Raw genomic sequence first — 21,914 nt, forward strand, 5'->3', positions numbered from 1 at the left:
AGAAACAAAAATATACATCTTTCTCAACGCAGAAAATCATATATTGGCATTGTATAATGTTAACATAGCCAAAAATAACCGTCAACGTTTTTTTGATTTTATGATATAATATCCTTTTTTCTTTTCTACAACTTCGACTTCAGAAAATACTTCTTCTAGTTTCTTCAGCGCAGATGGTGCCCCTTGTTTCTTTTGAATAACAATCCACAACTCTCCGCCTGGAACTAAATGTTCTACAGCTTTTTCTAAAATCTCATGCACGATATCTTTACCTGCACGAATTGGAGGATTAGATAGAATAGCAGCATACATACCATCTACATTTTCATAGACGCTACTTTGAAAAATGTGCACATTTCCAATTCTGTTGTTAGCGGCATTTTCTTTCGCAAGCTCAAGTGCCCTTTCATTCACATCCACCATGTGAACTTTACGGTCTTGAAACTCTTTCGCCAACGATAAACCAATTGGTCCATATCCACAACCTACGTCTAATATATCACCTTTAATATCTGGCACTTGAAACGCTTCAATTAAAAGACGAGAACCAAAGTCCACTTCGTTTTTCGAGAACACCCCACGGTCAGATAAGAAAGTAAATTGAGATCCACGAAGCGCAAATTCCCATCGCTTACGATCACTTTTACTAGAAGGGTCGTTAGAAAAATAATGGTCTGCCATATGGCCACCTCTTTTCTTTACAGTTAAAAAAAAAGCTCGCATGAGAGCGAGCTTTTTTTAAAGCATCAAAAGTTAATTACTTAACTTCTACAGCAGCGCCAACTTCTTCAAGTTTAGCTTTGATTTCTTCAGCTTCTTCTTTAGCAGCAGCTTCTTTGATTACTTTTGGAGTGTTGTCAACTAATTCTTTAGCTTCTTTTAAGCCAAGACCAGTGATTTCACGAACAACTTTGATAACTTTGATTTTTTGTGCACCAGCGCTAGTTAGTTCCACATCAAATTCAGTTTTCTCAGCAGCAGCTTCTCCAGCGCCACCAGCAACAGCTACAGGAGCAGCAGCAGTTACGCCGAATTCTTCCTCGATAGCTTTTACTAAGTCGTTAAGTTCTAATACAGTCATAGATTTAACTGCTTCAATGATTTGTTCTTTAGTCATTGTAAATATCCTCCCTTAAATAGGTTTGTATTGTTTTATCGATAATACGTAATTATCTTTTAAAAAATTAAGCGCCTTGCTCTTCCTTTTGGTCTGCAACTGCTTTAGTAGCAAGTGCAAGGTTACGGATTGGAGCTTGAAGAACGCTAAGAAGCATAGAAAGTAAGCCTTCACGTGATGGAAGAGTAGCGATAGCTTTAACCTCATCAAGTGTTACAAGTTTACCTTCGATTACGCCCGCTTTAATTTCTAAAGCTTCATGATCTTTAGCGAAGTCGTTTAATACTTTCGCAGGAGCAACTACATCCTCGTTACTGAACGCGATTGCGTTTGGTCCTGTTAAGAATTCATTTAACTCAGCCATTTCAGCAGATTCTGCAGCACGACGAGTTAGAGAGTTTTTGTAAACTTTGAACTCAACGCCAGCTTCACGTAATTGCTTACGTAATTCTGTTGCTTCAGAAACTGTTAAACCACGGTAGTCAACAACGATTGTAGATTTACTAGCGCGAAGTTTGTCCGCGATTTCAGTTACAACTTGTTGTTTAGTTTCGATTACTTTGCTCATGTTATTACACCTCCTGTAGATTATATAGAAGATGTACCGAAAGTGCACTAAAAACCTCCATGCCCAACTTGTAGACATGGAGGCATATAGTCACAGAAAAAAATTCCGCTTCGTATATTAACACCTAGGTAGGGAATTAAGTCTATTGACACCTACTGTCTACGGTACACTAATTAAATTCACAACATAAATGATTATATTAAAACTTCTTTATGAAGTCAACTTCCAAAATTTACGCTAATGTAGAAACGTCTACACGTACGCCAGGTCCCATTGTAGAAGCAACTGTTACGTTCTTCATGTAAGTACCTTTTGCAGCAGCTGGCTTAACTTTTTGTAAAGTGTCAGCGATTGTTCTGAAGTTTTCTACTAATTTAGCATCTTCGAAAGATACTTTACCGATTGGAACGTGGATGTTACCAGCTTTATCAACGCGGTATTCAACTTTACCAGCTTTGATTTCGTTAACAGCTTTAGTTACATCGAAAGTAACTGTTCCAGTTTTAGGGTTTGGCATTAAACCTTTAGGTCCTAATACGCGACCAAGTTTACCAACTTCACCCATCATGTCAGGAGTTGCTACTACTACATCGAAATCGAACCAACCTTGTTGGATTTTACCGATGTAATCAGCATCGCCTACGAAGTCAGCTCCAGCAGCTTCAGCTTCTTTAGCTTTTTCACCTTTAGCGAATACTAATACACGTTGTACTTTACCAGTACCGTGTGGAAGAACAACTGCACCACGGATTTGTTGGTCAGCTTTCTTAGGGTCAACACCTAAACGGAATGCAGCTTCTACAGTTGCATCAAATTTAGCTGTGTTTGTTTTCTTTACTAATTCTACTGCTTCTGTTGCAGAGTAAGCAGCTGCACGATCAACAAGCTTTGCAGCTTCTACGTACTTTTTACCTCTTTTAGCCATTTTTATTTCCTCCTCGAATGTGGTTTTAGCGGAATAACCTCCCACGTTTACGCTTATTTTCAGGTATAACCTGAGGATGCGCGCCACCCATTTATTTAAAAACGATAATCATTTACGATAATAAAGGTTGCGAATTGGAATTCCAGACCCGCAACCTTTTTTAAAAAACAAATCGAATTAGTCTTCGATAACGATGCCCATACTGCGTGCAGTACCTTCAACCATACGCATTGCAGCTTCTACGCTAGCAGCGTTTAGGTCAGGCATTTTAGTTTCAGCGATTTCGCGTACTTTATCACGCTTAACAGTTGCCACTTTATTACGGTTTGGTTCACCAGAACCAGACTCAATACCAGCTACTTTCTTAAGAAGAACAGCAGCAGGAGGAGTTTTAGTAATGAAAGTGAATGAACGGTCCTCAAATACCGTAATTTCAACAGGGATGATAAGACCAGCTTGATCTGCTGTACGAGCGTTAAACTCTTTACAGAAGCCCATGATGTTAACACCTGCTTGTCCTAATGCTGGACCAACTGGTGGAGCTGGGTTAGCTTTACCTGCAGGAATTTGAAGCTTTACCATTTTAATTACCTTTTTAGCCACGAGACACACCTCCTTAAGTCCGTGATGTGGTCAATTGGACAGTGATTTGCCCTCCCACGTCATATTTTATCTCTAAGGATAAAATCTTTCAAAAAACGTCTCCGATAACGAAGACGTACTGACTTAAAAGATATTATCACTTTTTACAATTCATTTCAAGTTTCATTTTATAATTTTTCAATTTGATGGAAGTCAAGTTCAACTGGAGTCTCGCGACCAAACATGTCCACAAGCACGCTAACCTTCTTCTTCTCCACATCAATTTCTTCGATAGCACCTGTATAATCTGCGAATGGTCCCTCATTTACACGTACTGTCTCATGAAGTTCAAAGTCGAAATCAACCACTTCGTTGTCCATTCCCATATGTTTCATAATGGTAACAACTTCCTCTTCTAATAGAGGTGATGGTTTAGATCCAGAACCAGAAGAACCAACGAACCCAGTTACACCTGGTGTGTTACGTACAACATACCAAGAGTCATCAGTCATGATTAATTCTACTAATACATAACCTGGGAACACTTTTCTTTTCATTAATTTTTCTTTACCGTTTTTCATTTCTACTTCTACTTCTTCCGGGACAACAACACGGAAAATTTTATCTTGCATACCCATTGATTCTACACGTTTCTCTAGGTTTGCTTTTACTTTATTTTCATATCCAGAATAAGTATGGACAACATACCAACTTTTTTCCATTCATTTAGGACGAGCGTCCTTCCCTCCCTGACGTACATTTTTTTGCGCAAATGAAAAAACCCGTTCACCGGGCTTTTACACAGTTCTTATAAATAACATTATATCATGGATAAGTGCTTCTTATTCAAGAATTAACCAAGAATTAACCGAATTAAAGAAGAAATGCCCATATCAACAACTGCGAAGAAAATCGCAAAGAAGACAACTGTAGCGATAACAGTCGCTGTTGAACGGAGTAATTCATCTTTTTTAGGCCAACTTACTTTTTTCATTTCGCGACCTACATCGCCGAAAAAGTTCGTTAAACGCATCTACGGGACCTCCAGTGTATTATTTCAATTATTTATTTTGTTTCCTTGTGAACTGTATGCTGATTGCATGTTTTACAAAATTTCTTTATTTCAAGTCGCTCTACTGAGCTCGTATCTTTCATCGTAGAGTAGTTTCGATTTTTACACTCTTCACATGAGAGTACAACTTTTTTCCTCATTAGTTACACCAACCTTGTAACATTATGTCCCTAAAAATGTATCATACAATAAAAGACAATGTCAATGTCATGCCTTTTGTACTCCCTACAAAAAGAAAACAGGTGATTTTTTACACCTGTAGTACTTGTTATGAATTTAAAGTGGTACTCTCTCTCATTTCCATATATCGTTCCAATTTCCGTTTTACTCTCTGTAAAGCGTTATCAATAGATTTCACATGTCTATTTAACTGTTCCGAAATCTCTTGATAAGAACGGCCGTCTAGATATAAAGAAAGCACTTTTCTTTCTAAATCGCTTAATAATTCAGATATTTTAGATTCTATGTCTGTATATTCTTCCTGACTTATAATCATTTCTTCAGGATCAGTTACTTTCGCTTCCGAAATAACATCTAATAATGTCCGATCAGATTCCTCGTCATAAATCGGTTTATCTAAAGACACATATGAATTTAACGGAATATGCTTTTGCCTGGTTGCTGTTTTAATAGCGGTAATAATTTGTCGAGTGATACACAGTTCAGCAAATGCTTTGAATGAAGACAGCTTGTCCTCCTTATAATCACGAATCGCTTTAAACAATCCAATCATACCTTCTTGAACAATATCTTCTCGATCGGCACCCACTAAGAAATAAGATCTCGATTTCGCGCGAACAAAGTTCTTATATTTGTGAATCAAATATTCTAGAGCGTCAGTATTACCTTTTCGAACTAACTCAACGATTGCCTCATCTTCTAAATCACGAAATGTAACGTCGCCTACACTTACGAAGCCTACTTCCACCTTGATCCCTCCGACCGCTATTTATTTAGAAATATTATACAGTAAAAAGACAAAGAGCGTCAATGCTTCAACGCTCTCCTCTTCTTAATTTTTCTAACTTTTCTGTAATATCTTTACTAAATATCTTTCGCATGGCAGGTTGCTTTTCTTTTGTGTCTTGTGTACGTCTTCTTACTTGTTGCTCCATCGCTTGTACTTCCAACTCTAATTCCCGCGCAGATTTCCGGAGCGCACCTTGAGCAAATATAACCCATTGTTCCGTATAATCAGAAGTCGCAACATATATTTGTGTATTTATATTTCTAAGTTCAATTGCAAGTTGCTCTATCTTTTCATCTGCCGTTTGATTCTTCCTCGTGAATATAACTTCCACACGCGATTGTTTCATCTTTTTTTCAATACCGTGGACTGTATAAGCATCAAAAACTATCATTACCTTTGTCCCTGTGTAACCTTGGTAATCCGCCATCTTATCAATCAATGCATCTCTTGATGACTGCAAATCTACATCCCGTAGTTTCTTCAAGTCTCCCCAAGCTCCAATAATGTTGTAACCGTCAACGATTAAAATATCGTTCATTTTCTATTTACCAATTTCGTTACGTTTACGATATACCTCATACATTAACAAACTTGCGGCCACTGAAGCATTTAAGGATGTAACTTTACCAACCATCGGTAAAGTAATTAAGAAATCACATTTTTCACCAATAATACGACTCATACCTTTTCCTTCACTTCCAATTACTAATCCAATTGGCATTTTACCATCTAAATTACGGTAATCCGTTTTCCCTTTTGCATCTGTACCAGCAATCCAAAGTCCACGTTCTTTTAATTCATCGATTGTACGAGATAAATTCGTTACGCGTGCAACAGGAATATATTCAATTGCCCCAGTAGACGCTTTCGCAACTGATGCAGTAAGTCCCACAGCTCTTCTTTTCGGAATTATAATTCCATGAGCTCCTGTTGCGTCCGCAGTACGCATAATAGAACCTAGGTTATGCGGGTCTTCAATTTCATCTAGAATTAAGAAGAACGGATCTTCATTACGCTTCTCTGCTACTTTGAATAAATCTTCTAACTCAGCATATTGATATGCGGCCACTTGAGCAATTACACCTTGATGGTTGCCCTCAACTAATTGATCTAACTTCTTTTTTGGTGCATGTTGTAAAATAATCTTATTTTCTTTCGCTAGTGCTAGTACAATTTGTACTTGTCCTTTGGCAGCACCTTCTGCGATCCAAATTTTATTAATATCTCTCCCTGATCGTAACGCTTCAATTACAGGGTTACGTCCGATAATATATTCACTACTCATGATGATATGCCCCCTTCCTTTTCTTCTAGAACAGCAATTGCCTTATATACAATTTCGTCTAATCTTTCACGATTATTTAATAAGTGATGATAGCCAATTAACGCTTCAAAGGCTGTACTATGTCGATATGTTTGTACATCTGTATTTTTCGGAACAGTACCTGAATTTGCATTACGCCCTCTTCTTAGTACTGCTTCTTCTTCCTCAGTTAAAAATGCTGTCTCTAATAAATGATAAACAACTTTCGCCTGTGCTTTTGCCGAAACAAAGCTTGTCCCTAATCGATGCAACTGATTAGGACGAACCTTCCCTTTTTGAAGTAGGTGATAGCGGATATATTGTTCATATACCGCATCACCCATATATGCTAACGCTAAGCTGTTTAATTGCTTTGCATCAATCATTCTTATCCTCTTTTCCATCTTGTACCTTGAGCGGTATCTTCTAAAATAATATTACGATCTTTTAAATCATCGCGAATTTGATCTGATAATGCAAAATCACGATTTTTACGAGCTTCAATACGTTTTTGAATAAGTGCCTCAATTTCTTCATCTAGTAACTCTTCTTGCGCTAATTCTAACCCTAAAATATCAAATAATGTTTCAAGTTGTTTTACGTACGCTTGAATTACCACTGTAGACGTATGTTCTTCCAGTAAATATTGATTTGCATGATTTGCTACATTATATAACTCAGTGATTGCATTAGCAGTATTGAAGTCATCATTCATCGCTTCTTCAAATGCAGTTTGGAATTTTTCCAGATCAGCTAACCATTTCTCATTATGATCTGTTAAATCCGTACTACTTTCCATACGGTGTTTTAAATTACCGTAAGCTGTTTTAATTCTTTCCAGTCCGTTATTTGTGCTTTGTAATAACTCTTCACTGAAATTAATTGGGTGACGATAATGTACTGATAACATAAAGAATCTAATTAACTGCGGATCATATTGCTTAATGATATCGTGAACTAAAATGAAGTTCCCAAGTGACTTAGACATTTTCTCATTATTAATATTAATATATCCATTGTGCATCCAATAACGTGCAAATGTTTTTCCTGTTAACGCCTCAGACTGCGCGATTTCATTCTCATGATGAGGAAATGCCAAGTCTTGACCACCAGCGTGAATATCAATTGTGTCCCCTAAGTATTTACGCGCCATTGCCGAGCATTCGATATGCCAGCCTGGACGACCTTGACCCCAAGGGCTTTCCCAGAAGATTTCTCCTTCTTTCGCAGCTTTCCATAGAGCAAAATCAAGAGGGTCTTGTTTCTTTTCTCCTACTTCAATACGCGCACCGTGACGTAAGTCCGCGATCGGTTGATGCGATAACTTACCGTACCCTTCGAATTCCTTCGTTCTAAAGTACACATCCCCTTCTGATTCATATGCATATCCTTTATTCACAAGTTCTTGAATAAACTCAATAATAATATCCATATTTTCTGTTACACGCGGATGAACTGTTGCATGTTTGCAACCTAATGCCGTTACATCTTCAAAGTACGCTTCCACGAAACGGTCCGCAATTGTCGGCACATCTTCACCTAACTCATTTGCTGCTTTAATTAATTTATCATCTACGTCGGTAAAGTTAGATACATACTGCACATCGTACCCTTTATATTCTAAATAACGGCGCACTGTATCAAATACCATAGGTGGTCTTGCATTCCCGATGTGAATATAGTTATACACTGTAGGTCCGCATACATACATCTTTACCTTATTTTCTTCTAATGGAGTAAATTCTTCCTTTTGACGCGTTAACGTATTATAAATGTGAATAGTCATTTTTATCCTTCCTTTCTACCTTTACTTCAAGTTGTTTTTTCAATTTATCAAGTTCTACTTCCATGACCTTTAATTTATCAAAAATTGGATCTGGAAGGTCGGAATGATTTAATTCTTGACCGATCTTTACTCCATTTTGAATAACGACTCGGCCAGGTATACCTACAACTGTAGAATGTGCAGGGACTTCTTTTAATACGACAGAACCTGCTCCAATTTTAGAATTCTCTCCAACTGTAATAGAACCTAGTACTTTAGCACCTGTTGCAATTAATACATTATCCTGAATTGTAGGGTGCCTCTTTCCCTTTTCTTTACCCGTACCACCTAATGTAACTCCTTGATAGATCGTTACATTGTCACCAATTTCGCACGTTTCTCCAATTACAACCCCCATTCCATGGTCAATGAAAAAACGACGACCAATTGTTGCTCCTGGATGAATCTCAATGCCAGTAAAGAAACGACTAACTTGTGAGATCCAACGTGCAATAAAGAAGAAATTCTTTTTATAAAAAGCATGTGCAATTCGATGGGCCCAAACTGCATGTAATCCAGAGTAAGTCAAAATGACTTCGAAATAACTTCTTGCCGCTGGATCCTGTTCAAAAACGACTTCAATATCTTCCCGAAGCCTCTTAAACATCGACGTTCCCTCCCCTTTATGGGCTGCTTTTTCAAGTGAACTAACTCCCTACTTATCCCCCTAAATCTTTATACACGTGGATAAAACTTACACTCATACCCAATTTTACGGTATAAAAAAAGACGCCTCTGTCATATTGACAGAGACGCCTTATAAGCGCGGTTCCACTCTGTTTAGGCTAAAAAAAGCCTCAAACTCATCTCTGATAACGGTGTACACCGCTTCTGCTTACTTTATGTCCTAAGACGTTTCGCAAAACCATTTGCTGTTCAGCAGAAGACTCGAAGGGGCATTTCAAAAACCCGCTTATAAACCACTTCCAGCCTAAGGTGGTTCTCTCTGTAAAAAGCCTGATTTTCTACTTCTCCTTCTCGTCGCTTTTCCTTATTAGGTTTTAAGTATACTTATTATATTTCTAAACCTAGAAAATGTTAACCAATTACTTTTTGAAGACGATTTAAAACTTTTTCTTTTCCAAGAAGTGCAATAGCATTAGGAAGCTCTGGGCCGTGTGTTTGACCAGTAGTTGCAACACGGATTGGCATAAATAAGTTTTTACCTTTATGACCTGTTTCCTTTTGAACTGCTTTAATAGCAGCCTTAATTGCTGCCGGTTCCATAGCTTCTAGTGCTTCTACTTGACCAGCAAATGCACGAAGTACTTCTGGTACTTGTTCACCTTTTAATACTTCTTGTCCTTCTTCTTCATAATCAACATGATCTTTGAAGAACATTTCAGAAAGCTCTACAATTTCAGCTCCAAAGCTCATTTGTTCATGATATAACGCAATTACATCACGAATCCAAGCTTGTTCTTGTTCACTTAAAGTTTCACCTATACGTCCAGCCTTCACTAAATGCGGTAAGCTTAATTCTACCACCGTATCTAAATCTTGCTTTTTCATATATTGGTTGTTCATCCATTTTAGTTTTTGAGAATCAAATAATGCAGGTGATTTTGATAAACGAGCTGCATCGAACATTTTGATAAACTCTTCTTGAGAGAAGATTTCTTCTTCTCCTACTGGCGACCAACCTAGTAATGCAATAAAGTTAAAGATTGCTTCTGGAAGATATCCAAGCTCTTTATATTGCTCAATAAATTGAATAATAGATTCATCACGCTTACTTAATTTTTTACGGCTTTCATTTACAATTAAAGTCATATGACCGAATTGTGGAATATCCCAACCGAAAGCTTCATAAATCATCATTTGTTTTGGCGTGTTTGAAATATGGTCATCACCACGAAGCACGTGTGTAATTTCCATTAAGTGATCATCTACTGCTACTGCAAAGTTATAAGTTGGAATCCCATCTTTTTTCACGATAACGAAATCACCGAAATCATTTGAATGGAATGCAACTTCATCTTTTACAATATCTTTAAATGTGTAATCACGGTCAGCTGGTACACGGAAACGAATACTTGGAATACGTCCCTCAGCTTCAAATTCTTTCACTTGCGCTTCAGTTAAATCACGGTGGTTACCTGCGTAACGAGGTGTTTCACCACGAGCAATTTGCCCTTCGCGTTCTGCTTCTAGTTCTTCTTCTGTCATATAACATTTGTAAGCTAAACCACGCTCTAATAAATCTTCATATAACTTTTTATAAATATCTAAACGCTCTGTTTGACGATATGGTCCAAATTCACCACCAACATCAACACCTTCATCCCAGTCCATACCGAGCCATTTCAAGTATTTTAATTGGCTTTCTTCTCCACCAGCAACATTACGTTTTACATCAGTATCTTCAATACGAATAATAAACTTACCATCTTGATGACGAGCAAATAAATAATTAAATAATGCCGTACGCGCATTTCCGATATGTAAGTGTCCTGTTGGACTTGGCGCATAGCGCACTCTCACTTGCTTTTCCATAATTGGTACACCTTCCATTCTTAATGTCAACACATTCTATAATTGTACACCAAAAAAATGTGATTATCCATCTTACGAATTAAAAACCATTATTTTTTATGTAATAAAACAACTGCTTGAGAAGCAATTCCTTCTTCTCTACCTGTAAATCCTAATTTTTCTGTTGTTGTTGCCTTTACATTGATATTATCAATAGACGTTTCTAATAGTTCACTAATGCGTTTACGCATACTTTCAATATGTGGTGCCATTTTTGGCTTTTGAGCAATAATTGTACAATCTAAATTCCCTAATTCATAACCTTGTTCACGCACAAATTCCCAAACCTTTTGCAACAATACAGCTGAATCAGCATCTTTAAAGGCAGGGTCTGTATCAGGGAAATGTTTTCCTATATCTCCTGCTGCAATTGCACCTAAACATGCGTCCGCGATTGTATGTAACAATACATCTGCATCGGAGTGACCGATTAATCCTTTCTCATGAGGAATTGTAACCCCACCAATAATTAACGGTCTACCCTCTGCGAATTCATGTACATCAAAACCTTGTCCAATTCGAAACATTTTTTACATCCTCCTCGAGCTAAACTACTGAGCTTTATGATTCTATATTATATCGCTATCCTTATAAAGAAAAGCCCGGCTGTTGCCGAGCTTTTCTTCGCTATAATCATTGCTATCATTTCTTTTGAACGTGAAGAAAACTTTCAGCAATTAGTAAATCCTCTGGAGTCGTCACCTTAATATTATAGTAACTCCCCTCTACTACACCTACTTGCTTCCCGATACGTTCTACCAGACTTGCATCATCTGTACCAAGAAAACAACTCTGTTTCGCACTTCTATGAGCTTCTAACAAAAGAGAAACAGAGAACCCTTGAGGTGTTTGTACAGCTTTAAGCTGAGATCTTTCTACTGTTTCTACAACAACACCCTGCTCTACTTTCTTAACAGTATCTTTCACTGGCACCGCACAAATGGAAGCTCCATATTTTTCTGCTGCAGTTAATACATCTTGAATCACTTTATTCGTTACGAACGGGCGCGCACCGTCATGTACAAGAACATACTCAACATCACTCGTATGCTGAATCGCGTTATATACACTATCTTGTCTTTCAGCTCCACCTTGAATAAATTGCACTGGCTTTTTAACCGGATACTTCTGCATTAACTCTTCAAAATACGGACGCTCTTCTTCATTAATTGCCATAATAATATTTTTACATGCTCTATCCTTTTCAAAAGCACGTAACGTATGCACAATAATCGGTACTTCATTAATAAGTAAGAACAACTTATTTTTGCCAGCACCCATCCGCTTTCCTTGACCCGCTGCTGGAATAATTAATGTATACATATTAATAATCCTCTACTTATAATGCTTTTTCTAATAATTTACGTTTGGCAAAAATCATACGCCCCGCCGATGTTTGTAACACACTCGTAACGAGTACATCGAGTTGTGAGCCTACATATTCTCTACCATCTTCTACTACAATCATTGTGCCATCATCTAAATATGCCACACCTTGATTTTGTTCTTTTCCATCTTTTACAACATAAACACTTAGTTCTTCACCTGGGAGTACAACAGGTTTAATTGCATTAGCTAAATCGTTAATGTTTAACACCGTTACCCCTTGTAATTCAGAGACCTTGTTTAAGTTGAAGTCATTCGTTACTACCGTTCCACCAGTGATTTTCGCTAACTTTACAAGTTTGCTATCCACTTCTTGAATATCATCGAAATCGCCTTCATAAATTTCTACCGGAATCGGCATCTCTTTTTGAATACGATTTAAAATATCTAATCCTCTACGACCACGATTACGTTTTAAAGCATCAGAAGAATCGGCAATATGTTGAAGTTCTTCTAACACGAATTGTGGAATGACAATTGTTCCTTCTAAAAACTTTGTTTGGCAAATATCAGCAATACGTCCATCGATAATTACACTTGTATCAAGAATTTTCCAATGCGCTAAAGATTCTTCTACCTCATTTTCTGGTTCTTCATTCTCACTATTATTATTTTTCTTCTTCCCACGTTGTGGTAATGTAAATAATCCTAGCAATTCATTCCTCTTTTTAAACCCTACTTGGAATCCTAAATATCCTAGTAAAAGAGTAAAGAACACTTGCAACACTGTACTAATAACTGGAATTGTAAATTCACGAATTGGTATTAAAATTAAATACGCAACAATAAGCCCAGAGATTAACCCTAATGTACCAAATAAAACATCTGCTACAGGCGCCTTTACAAGAGCCTCTTCAATATGCTTAATAAGTTGAACAATATAATCTACAAGCCAAAATGTTGTTAAAAATAAAATAATTGCACCAATAATTGCACGAACATACGATCCTTCCAATAAAGGAACGGCACCGATGTCTAATACATTAATAACTTTTGGGATTAAGTAAATCCCTAACGCTCCCCCGATTACTAAAAAGAAGAGCTGTACAATCCGTTTTAACATCCAACCACCTCCTACTCATTATTAACCATTGTTTCGCTAATCAAAACGCCGAATGCAAAAGCGGACGTGTTTTTTTATAAATAGTTTTATTTACCAATATATCATATCATATACCAAAAATGTTCTAGTGTCGTTATATTATGGAATCAATGTAATATTCTTAATTGTGTCTACTCATATAGAGATGCTCTTGAATTCTTTTTAGGCCTTCTCGTATTTTCTTCGCCCTGACTTCTCCAATTCCTTCCACATCATCTAATTCATTAATAGTTGCACGACAAACACCCTGCAAGGTTTTAAATCGATTAATTAAATTTTCAATGATAAGTGGTGGAACACGCGAAATTTTGCTTGTGATTCGGTATCCTCTCGGCGTCACACTTTCTTCTAAGCTCGTTTGTCCCGGATATCCGAGCAATTTAACTAAATCACTATCCTCTAGAAGTTGTGTATTCGCAAGCTCTTGTAACTTTTTCAAAATTTGATGATGGTCTTGTGTTTTTTCTTGATAGTAATCTTTAATTAATAGCGCTGCCTCTGCTTCTAAGTCGGCTAGTAGTTCCGTAAGTTGCAAACGAATTAACCTACCTTCTGTTCCCAATTCATGAATATAGCTCAATATTTCATTTTTAATACGTAGTACCATTTCAACACTATGTAAAACATGAACCACCTCGGACATTGTAACAACCTCTTCAAATTCTAGAATGCCCAAATTCGTAATCCCATCATTCCATACAGCCTTATATTTTTCTAACGTCTGAATAGCCTGGTTTGCCTTTGTTAAAATAACACCTATATCTTTTAGTGTATAACGTAAATTCCCTTGGTATAGTGTAATTACATTACGTCTTTGTGAAATAGCCACAACAAGGCTACCAGTCTGCTTTGCTACACGCTCCGCTGTTCGGTGGCGCATACCTGTCTCAATAGAGTCGATAGATGACTCTGGAACTAACTGTGCGTTCGCAATCAAAATTTTACTTCCAGTTTCATTTAAAATAAGTGCCCCATCCATTTTTGCTAATTCGTATAAACTAGCCGGAGAAAATGCACAATTAATATGAAAACCTCCATCAACAATACTTTTAATCTGCTCATTATATCCAAGAACAATTAATCCCCCTGTTTGTGCGCGAAGTACATTATCTATCCCTTCGCGCAGTGGTGTTCCTGGGGCCACAAGTTGTAAAATATTAATCATACTTTTGACACGTTGCTTGTTTTCTTCCATAGCCTAGCCTCCTAATGTCAAACGAAGCGCTTCTCCTAAATTAGATACACCAACTACCTCAATCCCATCTGGAATTGTCCATCCTCCCAAATTTTTTCTAGGAATAATAGCGCGTTGAAATCCTAATTTAGCTGCTTCTTGTACACGTTGTTCAATTCTTGATACTCTTCTTATTTCTCCAGTTAATCCTACTTCTCCTATTACCGCATCGGTTGGTGCCGTAGATTTATCTCTAAAACTTGAAGCTATACTTAAAGCGACAGCTAAATCAATTGCTGGTTCATCTAACTTCAAACCACCTGCTACTTTTAAATATGCATCCTGATTTTGCAATAATAAGCCTGTTCTTTTTTCTAGCACTGCCATAATAAGCGATACACGGTTATGATCAATTCCCGTTGCCATTCTTCGAGGGTTTCCAAAACTAGTAGGGGAGATTAATGCTTGTATTTCTACTAAAACTGGTCTTGTTCCTTCCATTGAGGCAACCACTGTTGATCCTGCAACCCCAACTGGTCTTTCCTCAAGAAAAATTTCAGAAGGGTTTAATACTTCTGCAAGGCCAAGCTCTTTCATTTCAAAAATACCCATTTCATTCGTAGAACCAAAACGATTCTTTACTGCTCGCAAAATGCGGTATGTATGATGACGGTCTCCTTCAAAGTAAAGAACTGCATCGACCATATGTTCTAACATACGAGGTCCTGCAATCGCTCCCTCTTTTGTCACATGTCCAACGATAAAAATAGGGATTCCTTTCGTTTTTGCAAGTTTCATTAATTCCGCTGTACATTCACGAACTTGTGCCACACTTCCCGGCGCTGATGTTACTTCAGGTAGATGTATTGTTTGAATAGAATCAATAACAACAAAGGCTGGGTTCACCTCTTCAATATGTGTTGCAATTCGCTGTAAATCCGTCTCTGATACAACAAATAGATTACTACCATTTACATGTAAACGATCCGCACGCAGTTTAATCTGTTTTGCTGATTCTTCACCCGATATATATAGGACATCATATGAAGAATCTGCTAATTGCGATGATATTTGTAACAGTAACGTTGATTTTCCAATCCCGGGGTCTCCACCAATCAGTACTAAGGATCCATCTACAATCCCGCCACCAAGTACACGGTTAAATTCTTGAAATTTTGTTTCAATACGCGCCTCAGACTTTGTTTCCACTTCTGTTAGACGTCTTGGTTTTGTTACTTCTGTTTGAATTGCATTGGCATAATTAAGGCGCCTTGATGATACAACCGGTTCCATCTCTTCAACAAGCGTATTCCATTGACCACATCCAGGGCATTTCCCCATATATTTTGGCGACTGATACCCACACTCTTGACATGTGAATTTTGTTTTCTTTTTAGCCATATCGTTTTATATCTCACTTCACTTTCATCTATAAACAATTTATCCTTGTCGTACAAGAAAGAGGGCTATCTCGTAGCCCTCTTAGTTTGTCTATACTTATTTTACCTTTTCAGCACTATGAATGACAAATGATTCTCCTTCAACATCAAAGATAACTTTTTGTCCTTTCTCAATAGCACCTTTTAAAAGTTCTTCCGATAGTCTATCTTCTACATGTTTCTGAATTGCTCTACGAAGCGGACGAGCACCGTACTCTCGGTCAAACCCTTTATCAGCAATAGCCGAAATCGCTCCTTCTGTTAAATGCAATTCAATTTCTTGCTCTTTTAAGCGATTTACTAACTGATTTACCATAAGTGTTACAATCTCTTGAATATGTTTTTTCTCAAGCATATGGAACACGATAATTTCATCAATACGGTTTAAGAATTCTGGACGGAATGCCTTTTTCAGCTCATCCATTACTTTACCTTTCATATCTGAATAATCGCGGCTCTCATCTTGTACGTTAAATCCAAGATGTTTATTACGTTTTAACGCTTCTGCACCAACGTTAGATGTCATAATAACAATTGTATTACGGAAATCAACTGTACGCCCTTTAGAATCTGTTAAGCGACCATCTTCTAATACTTGTAGTAAAATGTTAAACACATCAGGATGAGCTTTCTCTACTTCATCTAATAAGACAACTGAATATGGCTTACGGCGAACCTTTTCTGTTAATTGTCCACCTTCTTCATATCCAACATATCCTGGAGGAGATCCAACTAAACGAGAAGTAGAATGCTTCTCCATGTACTCAGACATATCGATGCGAATCATTGCATCCTCATCACCGAACATAGATTCTGCCAACGCTCTTGCTAGCTCCGTTTTACCTACACCTGTTGGTCCTAAGAAAATAAATGAACCAATCGGACGTTTCGGATCTTTCAAGCCTGCTCTAGCACGACGAACAGCTTTCGCTACAGCTACTACTGCTTCATCTTGACCAATAACACGATCGTGAAGAATCGATTCTAAGTTTAATAATTTATCAGTCTCTGTTTGTGCAAGTTTAGAAACCGGGATACGAGTCCACGTAGAAACGACATTTGCAATATCTTCTACTGTCACTTCTGAGTTTTCTTTTCCTTGTTGCTCTTTCCATTGACGCTTCGTATCTTCTAACTTCTCACGTAAGCGTTGTTCCATATCACGTAACGAAGCAGCTTTTTCAAATTCTTGACTTTGTACAGCTGCATCTTTCTCTTTTCTAATTTCCTCAAGCTTCACTTCAAGCTCTTTTAGATTTGGTGGTGTTGTATAAGAGCGTAAGCGAACCTTTGAAGCAGCTTCATCAATTAAATCAATTGCTTTATCTGGTAAGAAACGATCTGTAATATAACGATCTGAAAGCTTTACAGCTGCATCAATTGCATCATCCGTAATAGATACGCGGTGATGTGCCTCATAACGATCGCGTAAACCTTTCAAAATTTGAGTTGATTCATCTAAACTTGGCTCATCAACGTGAATTGGTTGGAAACGTCTCTCTAAAGCTGCGTCTTTTTCAATATATTTGCGATATTCATCTAACGTTGTCGCCCCAATACATTGTAATTCCCCACGAGCTAAAGATGGTTTTAAAATATTCGATGCGTCAATAGCACCTTCTGCGCCACCTGCACCAATTAATGTATGAAGTTCATCAATAAATAGAATGATATTTCCTGCTTGGCGGATTTCATCCATTACTTTCTTCAAACGGTCTTCAAATTCACCACGGTATTTCGTTCCGGCTACCACTGTACCCATATCTAGTGTCATAACACGCTTATCTCTTAAAGTTTCAGGAACTTCATTATTTACGATTTGTTGTGCTAATCCTTCTGCAATTGCCGTTTTACCTACACCAGGCTCCCCAATTAATACAGGGTTGTTTTTTGTTCTACGACTTAAAACTTCAATTACACGTTGAATTTCTTTACCACGTCCAATAACAGGATCTAAACGATTTTCACGTGCAACAACTGTTAAATCACGTGCTAAGCTATCAAGTGTTGGTGTATTTGCATTTGTTGAAGAACCACCTTGATGACCTGAACTTGCTTCATTACTTCCAAGAAGTTGCAATACTTGTTGTCTTGCCTTATTTAAGCTAACACCTAAGTTATTTAAAACACGTGCTGCTACCCCTTCACCTTCGCGGATTAAACCAAGTAAGATATGTTCTGTTCCAACATAAGAATGGCCTAATTTGCGAGCTTCATCCATAGACAACTCAATAACCTTTTTAGCACGCGGTGTATAATGTACAGTTTGAGAAGCTTCTGTTCCGCGCCCAATTAACGCTTCTACCTCTTTTTGAACTTTCTCCGGGCTTAATCCAAGAGCAATCAACGCTTTTGCTGCAATTCCTTCACCTTCGCGTACAAGCCCAAGTAAAATATGTTCTGTTCCAATATTGTTATGCCCAATACGAATCGCTTCCTCTTGAGATAAAGCTAATACTTTCTGTGCTCTTTCTGTAAATCTTCCAAACATCATAGAAATCGCCTCCTACTTGCGCTTAGTTTTTTTCAATACGTAATCGCTCACGGATTAAGGTTGCTCTTCGATAATCTCTTTCTTCTGGTCCTAAAGGTCCTCCTGCATATTGTTGTAAAATGCCTGGCTGTGTAAGAACCATTAGCTCAGTCAAAATATTTCTCGATATACCTTTTATATATCCTAAATCAATACCAAGTCGTAAATCTGATAAGCAATTGGCTGCTTCCGCAGATTGAATTAAACGACTGTTGGCTAATATGCCATAAGAGCGATAAACTTTATCTTCAAGCTCAATACTTGAATTTTGTACAATTAATTCTCTAGCCATCTTTTCTTGCTGTATGATTTGTTGAATGACACTCTTTAAATCTGCAATAATATCTTCTTCAGATTTTCCTAGCGTCATTTGGTTTGACACTTGAAATATATTACCTAACGCTTCGCTACCTTCACCGTATATTCCTCTTACTACTAACCCTAATTTTTGAATTACTTGTATAATACGGCTAATTCTTTTCGTTAAAACGAGTCCCGGTAAATGAATCATTACAGAAGCCCTCAATCCTGTACCAACATTAGTAGGACAGCTTGTAATATATCCAAGTGATTCATCAAAAGCATATTCAACCTCTTTCTCAATCCAATTATCTATTTGATTGGCACTTTGAAGAGCCTCTGATAACTGCAATCCTGAAAATAAGCACTGAATCCGAATATGGTCTTCTTCATTCAGCATAACACTAATATGTTCGCTTTCTGACAATAGACATGCTCCATATTCTGTTCCTGCAAGGTTGGGACTAATTAAATGCTTTTCAACTAATACTCTCCTTTGAAGAGGCGTTAATTCATTCATTTTTAATAGCTCAAACTCTCCAAAAGGTTCTACCGTTTTATTTATAAATTCCTTTTTAAATAATTCTTGAATCAGTTTAGCTTCTTCTTCATTTTGCATAGTAGAGAATTGATATTTTTTAAAATTACGAGCCAAACGAATTCGACTACTTAAAACAATATCAGAATCAGGGCCATCCCCCTTCATCCATGGACTAATCGCTTCATTCATAATTTTGTCCAGTGACATAGAACTATTCCCCCTCTCTATGCTCACTAAGCTGATTTTCAAGGTTTCTAATTTTATCCCTTACTTCAGCAGCTTTCTCAAACTCCTCTTTCTGTACGTATTGTTTCAGAATGAGTTTTAGTTCATCTAATTCTTTCTTTAAGTGAATATTTCCTTCTATACGCTTCGGAATTTTTCCACAATGATCTGTATGCCCGCCATGAAGACGTTTTAATAACGGCTTTAAATGTTCCTTAAATGTATCGTAACAAGAAGCACATCCAAAGCGTCCTACCTTTGTAAGTTGCTCACATGTCATTTTACAATCTGGACATCTTAATATATTTGTGTTTGAAAATCCGCTTTTTCCTTCTTCAAACATTGTTGATTCACCGTGTAATAACCCAGCAAATAAATCATGGAATGAAAAGTTAGACTGCGATGATTGAAAGAAAGACGTATAGCCACTTTGTTCTGCACATTGCTCACAAAGATGAACTTCCGCCTTCTTTTCGTTAATTACTTTTGTATAATGTAAAGTTGCTGGTCTTATATTACAGTTTTGACAAGTCATCACTATCCCCACCTTTACAACAGGAACGATCTATCTCATAGTACTTTTCATACATTACTAGACTGTTCACTTTCCTTTATTCGTTTACATAAAAGTGCGTGTTCTTTTTTTCAAAACTTCTACAATATTTAACTGCCTTATCTCTTAGTTATTATTCTTTTACAAAAGCTGTATTTATTTATATTTCAGTGTTCTTAACATTGCGCATAATATTCGAGCCCTAAGTTCATCTCGAGAAGGAACATCCATTGATAATACAGAACGATCTAGTACGCTTAACATAAGTTTAGCTTCACGATTCGTTATGATTCCCTCTTCTATTAAACGTATAATCATACTCTCTGCATTTCCTTGCGCAACGCTATGATCAATCATATGAAGCATTTGATCAATAATGTCTATATCATCATGCAGTTTGACTTTTATAATGCGAATGTAACCTCCTCCACCACGTTTACTTTCTACTACAAATCCTCTTTCTAACGTAAAACGGGTATTGATTACATAATTGATTTGAGATGGTACGCACTCGAATCGATCCGCAATCTCATTTCTTTTGATTTCAATCACATTATTATTACTTAAGTCAATAACTTGCTTTAGATATTGCTCAATGATATCAGATATATTTCTCATTTATCCGCCACCTTTATTGACTTTGACTATCTTTGACTTTAATTATATACGTATTAATAAAATTTGCAACTCTTTTGCTTATTTACTATCCTAGCCACATTCTCCTGTATTTAATCAAAATAATAATTATTTAAATACATTTTTAATTACTATGGATTATAAAATAAAACACGAAAAAACACGAGTCATTTGACTCGTGTTTAGTTGCTTGGCGACGTCCTACTCTCACAGGGACAAGGTCCCAACTACCATCGGCGCTAGAGAGCTTAACTTCCGTGTTCGGTATGGGAACGGGTGTGACCTCTCTGCCATCATCACCAAACTATGAAGGCATATTCCTTCAAAACTAGATAACATTTGCTACATATTATATGGTTAAGTCCTCGATCTATTAGTATTCGTCAGCTCCACATGTCACCATGCTTCCACCTCGAACCTATCAACCTGATCATCTTTCAGGGATCTTACTAGCTTACGCTATGGGAAATCTCATCTTGAGGGGGGCTTCATGCTTAGATGCTTTCAGCACTTATCCCTTCCGCACATAGCTACCCAGCTATGCCCTTGGCAGAACAACTGGTACACCAGCGGTGCGTCCATCCCGGTCCTCTCGTACTAAGGACAGCTCCTCTCAAATTTCCTACGCCCACGACGGATAGGGACCGAACTGTCTCACGACGTTCTGAACCCAGCTCGCGTACCGCTTTAATGGGCGAACAGCCCAACCCTTGGGACCGACTACAGCCCCAGGATGCGATGAGCCGACATCGAGGTGCCAAACCTCCCCGTCGATGTGGACTCTTGGGGGAGATAAGCCTGTTATCCCCGGGGTAGCTTTTATCCGTTGAGCGATGGCCCTTCCATGCGGAACCACCGGATCACTAAGCCCGACTTTCGTCCCTGCTCGACTTGTAGGTCTCGCAGTCAAGCTCCCTTATGCCTTTGCACTCTACGAATGATTTCCAACCATTCTGAGGGAACCTTTGGGCGCCTCCGTTACACTTTAGGAGGCGACCGCCCCAGTCAAACTGCCCACCTGACACTGTCTCCCGGGTCGATAAGACCCGTAGGTTAGAATTTCAATACAGTCAGGGCGGTATCCCACCAGCGCCTCCACCGAAGCTAGCGCTCCGGTTTCAAAGGCTC

General features: G+C 37.8%; 24 protein-coding genes, 2 rRNA genes and 2 other annotated features. All 26 genes read right to left on the reverse strand.

Annotated features, from left to right (window positions below):
• Positions 1–81: 81 nt before the first annotated feature.
• Positions 82–681, reverse strand: a complete 600-nt coding sequence (locus MR079_RS11185; protein WP_029439121.1) for a class I SAM-dependent methyltransferase — start codon at positions 679–681, stop codon at positions 82–84.
• Positions 682–757: 76 nt separating this feature from the next.
• Positions 758–1,117: a 50S ribosomal protein L7/L12 gene (rplL, locus tag MR079_RS11190; protein WP_000159736.1), complete on the reverse strand. Its 360-nt coding sequence runs from the start codon at positions 1,115–1,117 to the stop codon at positions 758–760.
• A gap of 67 nt (positions 1,118–1,184) precedes the next feature.
• Positions 1,185–1,685 (reverse strand): 50S ribosomal protein L10, encoded by a 501-nt coding sequence (rplJ, locus tag MR079_RS11195; protein WP_000048716.1) that lies wholly within the window; start codon positions 1,683–1,685, stop codon positions 1,185–1,187.
• 39 nt (positions 1,686–1,724) lie between these two features.
• Positions 1,725–1,868: a sequence feature (ribosomal protein L10 leader region), on the reverse strand.
• A 49-nt stretch (positions 1,869–1,917) separates the two neighbouring features.
• On the reverse strand, positions 1,918–2,610 hold the full coding sequence (gene rplA, locus MR079_RS11200; RefSeq protein WP_002020168.1) for a 50S ribosomal protein L1: 693 nt from the start codon (positions 2,608–2,610) through the stop codon (positions 1,918–1,920).
• A gap of 177 nt (positions 2,611–2,787) precedes the next feature.
• Entirely contained in the window at positions 2,788–3,213 is a 426-nt protein-coding gene (gene rplK / locus MR079_RS11205) for a 50S ribosomal protein L11 (protein ID WP_001085872.1), read from the reverse strand.
• A 167-nt stretch (positions 3,214–3,380) separates the two neighbouring features.
• Entirely contained in the window at positions 3,381–3,914 is a 534-nt protein-coding gene (nusG, locus tag MR079_RS11210; protein ID WP_000415794.1) for a transcription termination/antitermination protein NusG, read from the reverse strand.
• Between the two features lie 131 nt (positions 3,915–4,045).
• Positions 4,046–4,225 (reverse strand): preprotein translocase subunit SecE, encoded by a 180-nt coding sequence (secE, locus tag MR079_RS11215; RefSeq protein ID WP_001241321.1) that lies wholly within the window; start codon positions 4,223–4,225, stop codon positions 4,046–4,048.
• A gap of 32 nt (positions 4,226–4,257) precedes the next feature.
• The gene (rpmG, locus tag MR079_RS11220; RefSeq protein ID WP_002070160.1) at positions 4,258–4,404 is read right to left on the reverse strand and encodes a 50S ribosomal protein L33; all 147 of its coding nucleotides are present in this window, start codon (positions 4,402–4,404) and stop codon (positions 4,258–4,260) included.
• A gap of 128 nt (positions 4,405–4,532) precedes the next feature.
• Positions 4,533–5,192: an RNA polymerase factor sigma-70 gene (locus MR079_RS11225; protein WP_098151008.1), complete on the reverse strand. Its 660-nt coding sequence runs from the start codon at positions 5,190–5,192 to the stop codon at positions 4,533–4,535.
• Positions 5,193–5,259: 67 nt separating this feature from the next.
• Entirely contained in the window at positions 5,260–5,772 is a 513-nt protein-coding gene (locus MR079_RS11230; RefSeq protein ID WP_000997883.1) for an NYN domain-containing protein, read from the reverse strand.
• A gap of 3 nt (positions 5,773–5,775) precedes the next feature.
• Positions 5,776–6,519, reverse strand: a complete 744-nt coding sequence (rlmB, locus tag MR079_RS11235) for a 23S rRNA (guanosine(2251)-2'-O)-methyltransferase RlmB (RefSeq protein ID WP_000093759.1) — start codon at positions 6,517–6,519, stop codon at positions 5,776–5,778.
• Complete coding sequence (locus MR079_RS11240) at positions 6,516–6,923, reverse strand: Mini-ribonuclease 3 (protein ID WP_242293991.1); 408 nt, start codon at positions 6,921–6,923, stop codon at positions 6,516–6,518. The genes rlmB and MR079_RS11240 overlap by 4 nt, the downstream gene beginning before the upstream one ends.
• A gap of 2 nt (positions 6,924–6,925) precedes the next feature.
• Positions 6,926–8,323 (reverse strand): cysteine--tRNA ligase, encoded by a 1,398-nt coding sequence (gene cysS / locus MR079_RS11245; protein WP_048553561.1) that lies wholly within the window; start codon positions 8,321–8,323, stop codon positions 6,926–6,928.
• A complete protein-coding gene (gene cysE / locus MR079_RS11250) occupies positions 8,304–8,969 on the reverse strand; it encodes a serine O-acetyltransferase (RefSeq protein ID WP_000476500.1) in 666 nt (221 codons plus the stop codon). The genes cysS and cysE overlap by 20 nt, the downstream gene beginning before the upstream one ends.
• 138 nt (positions 8,970–9,107) lie before the next feature.
• Positions 9,108–9,353: a binding site (T-box leader), on the reverse strand.
• Between the two features lie 47 nt (positions 9,354–9,400).
• Positions 9,401–10,858 (reverse strand): glutamate--tRNA ligase, encoded by a 1,458-nt coding sequence (gene gltX, locus MR079_RS11255; RefSeq protein ID WP_000415154.1) that lies wholly within the window; start codon positions 10,856–10,858, stop codon positions 9,401–9,403.
• A gap of 89 nt (positions 10,859–10,947) precedes the next feature.
• Positions 10,948–11,424 carry a 2-C-methyl-D-erythritol 2,4-cyclodiphosphate synthase gene (ispF, locus tag MR079_RS11260; protein WP_242293992.1) on the reverse strand — a complete coding sequence of 159 codons (477 nt, stop codon included), beginning with the start codon at positions 11,422–11,424 and terminating at the stop codon, positions 10,948–10,950.
• Positions 11,425–11,539: 115 nt separating this feature from the next.
• Complete coding sequence (gene ispD / locus MR079_RS11265; protein ID WP_242293993.1) at positions 11,540–12,220, reverse strand: 2-C-methyl-D-erythritol 4-phosphate cytidylyltransferase; 681 nt, start codon at positions 12,218–12,220, stop codon at positions 11,540–11,542.
• Between the two features lie 16 nt (positions 12,221–12,236).
• Positions 12,237–13,346 carry a PIN/TRAM domain-containing protein gene (locus tag MR079_RS11270; RefSeq protein ID WP_000919684.1) on the reverse strand — a complete coding sequence of 370 codons (1,110 nt, stop codon included), beginning with the start codon at positions 13,344–13,346 and terminating at the stop codon, positions 12,237–12,239.
• A gap of 160 nt (positions 13,347–13,506) precedes the next feature.
• Positions 13,507–14,580 (reverse strand): DNA integrity scanning diadenylate cyclase DisA, encoded by a 1,074-nt coding sequence (gene disA / locus MR079_RS11275; RefSeq protein ID WP_000392168.1) that lies wholly within the window; start codon positions 14,578–14,580, stop codon positions 13,507–13,509.
• Positions 14,581–14,583: 3 nt separating this feature from the next.
• Positions 14,584–15,960, reverse strand: a complete 1,377-nt coding sequence (radA, locus tag MR079_RS11280; RefSeq protein ID WP_001085212.1) for a DNA repair protein RadA — start codon at positions 15,958–15,960, stop codon at positions 14,584–14,586.
• Between the two features lie 96 nt (positions 15,961–16,056).
• Positions 16,057–18,492 carry an ATP-dependent protease ATP-binding subunit ClpC gene (clpC, locus tag MR079_RS11285; RefSeq protein ID WP_000971179.1) on the reverse strand — a complete coding sequence of 812 codons (2,436 nt, stop codon included), beginning with the start codon at positions 18,490–18,492 and terminating at the stop codon, positions 16,057–16,059.
• A 22-nt stretch (positions 18,493–18,514) separates the two neighbouring features.
• On the reverse strand, positions 18,515–19,579 hold the full coding sequence (locus tag MR079_RS11290; protein WP_000050822.1) for a protein-arginine kinase McsB: 1,065 nt from the start codon (positions 19,577–19,579) through the stop codon (positions 18,515–18,517).
• Between the two features lie 4 nt (positions 19,580–19,583).
• Entirely contained in the window at positions 19,584–20,132 is a 549-nt protein-coding gene (locus MR079_RS11295; protein WP_242293994.1) for a protein-arginine kinase activator protein McsA, read from the reverse strand.
• Positions 20,133–20,306: 174 nt separating this feature from the next.
• Positions 20,307–20,768: a transcriptional regulator CtsR gene (gene ctsR, locus MR079_RS11300; RefSeq protein WP_001244563.1), complete on the reverse strand. Its 462-nt coding sequence runs from the start codon at positions 20,766–20,768 to the stop codon at positions 20,307–20,309.
• A gap of 206 nt (positions 20,769–20,974) precedes the next feature.
• Positions 20,975–21,090, reverse strand: a 5S ribosomal RNA gene (gene rrf, locus MR079_RS11305).
• 49 nt (positions 21,091–21,139) lie between these two features.
• Positions 21,140–21,914 (reverse strand): 23S ribosomal RNA (locus tag MR079_RS11310); the annotation flags it as partial.

This window comes from Bacillus cereus group sp. BfR-BA-01381 (assembly GCF_022663555.1).
In the GTDB taxonomy this organism is placed as follows: Bacteria; Bacillota; Bacilli; order Bacillales; family Bacillaceae_G; genus Bacillus_A; species Bacillus_A pacificus.

What these genes read in the sequence shown, in the direction of transcription:
- cysS (WP_048553561.1), bottom strand. Translation starts at nt 8,323, where the DNA reads ATGACTATTCACATTTATAATACGTTAACGCGTCAAAAGGAAGAATTT.
- MR079_RS11295 (WP_242293994.1), bottom strand. Translation starts at nt 20,132, where the DNA reads ATGACTTGTCAAAACTGTAATATAAGACCAGCAACTTTACATTATACA.
- rplL (WP_000159736.1), bottom strand. Translation starts at nt 1,117, where the DNA reads ATGACTAAAGAACAAATCATTGAAGCAGTTAAATCTATGACTGTATTA.
- rplJ (WP_000048716.1), bottom strand. Translation starts at nt 1,685, where the DNA reads ATGAGCAAAGTAATCGAAACTAAACAACAAGTTGTAACTGAAATCGCG.
- cysE (WP_000476500.1), bottom strand. Translation starts at nt 8,969, where the DNA reads ATGTTTAAGAGGCTTCGGGAAGATATTGAAGTCGTTTTTGAACAGGAT.
- MR079_RS11240 (WP_242293991.1), bottom strand. Translation starts at nt 6,923, where the DNA reads ATGATTGATGCAAAGCAATTAAACAGCTTAGCGTTAGCATATATGGGT.
- disA (WP_000392168.1), bottom strand. Translation starts at nt 14,580, where the DNA reads ATGGAAGAAAACAAGCAACGTGTCAAAAGTATGATTAATATTTTACAA.
- gltX (WP_000415154.1), bottom strand. Translation starts at nt 10,858, where the DNA reads ATGGAAAAGCAAGTGAGAGTGCGCTATGCGCCAAGTCCAACAGGACAC.
- ispD (WP_242293993.1), bottom strand. Translation starts at nt 12,220, where the DNA reads ATGTATACATTAATTATTCCAGCAGCGGGTCAAGGAAAGCGGATGGGT.
- MR079_RS11290 (WP_000050822.1), bottom strand. Translation starts at nt 19,579, where the DNA reads ATGTCACTGGACAAAATTATGAATGAAGCGATTAGTCCATGGATGAAG.
- rlmB (WP_000093759.1), bottom strand. Translation starts at nt 6,519, where the DNA reads ATGAGTAGTGAATATATTATCGGACGTAACCCTGTAATTGAAGCGTTA.
- MR079_RS11230 (WP_000997883.1), bottom strand. Translation starts at nt 5,772, where the DNA reads ATGAACGATATTTTAATCGTTGACGGTTACAACATTATTGGAGCTTGG.
- rplA (WP_002020168.1), bottom strand. Translation starts at nt 2,610, where the DNA reads ATGGCTAAAAGAGGTAAAAAGTACGTAGAAGCTGCAAAGCTTGTTGAT.
- ctsR (WP_001244563.1), bottom strand. Translation starts at nt 20,768, where the DNA reads ATGAGAAATATATCTGATATCATTGAGCAATATCTAAAGCAAGTTATT.
- MR079_RS11185 (WP_029439121.1), bottom strand. Translation starts at nt 681, where the DNA reads ATGGCAGACCATTATTTTTCTAACGACCCTTCTAGTAAAAGTGATCGT.
- clpC (WP_000971179.1), bottom strand. Translation starts at nt 18,492, where the DNA reads ATGATGTTTGGAAGATTTACAGAAAGAGCACAGAAAGTATTAGCTTTA.
- rpmG (WP_002070160.1), bottom strand. Translation starts at nt 4,404, where the DNA reads ATGAGGAAAAAAGTTGTACTCTCATGTGAAGAGTGTAAAAATCGAAAC.
- radA (WP_001085212.1), bottom strand. Translation starts at nt 15,960, where the DNA reads ATGGCTAAAAAGAAAACAAAATTCACATGTCAAGAGTGTGGGTATCAG.
- MR079_RS11270 (WP_000919684.1), bottom strand. Translation starts at nt 13,346, where the DNA reads ATGTTAAAACGGATTGTACAGCTCTTCTTTTTAGTAATCGGGGGAGCG.
- nusG (WP_000415794.1), bottom strand. Translation starts at nt 3,914, where the DNA reads ATGGAAAAAAGTTGGTATGTTGTCCATACTTATTCTGGATATGAAAAT.
- ispF (WP_242293992.1), bottom strand. Translation starts at nt 11,424, where the DNA reads ATGTTTCGAATTGGACAAGGTTTTGATGTACATGAATTCGCAGAGGGT.
- secE (WP_001241321.1), bottom strand. Translation starts at nt 4,225, where the DNA reads ATGCGTTTAACGAACTTTTTCGGCGATGTAGGTCGCGAAATGAAAAAA.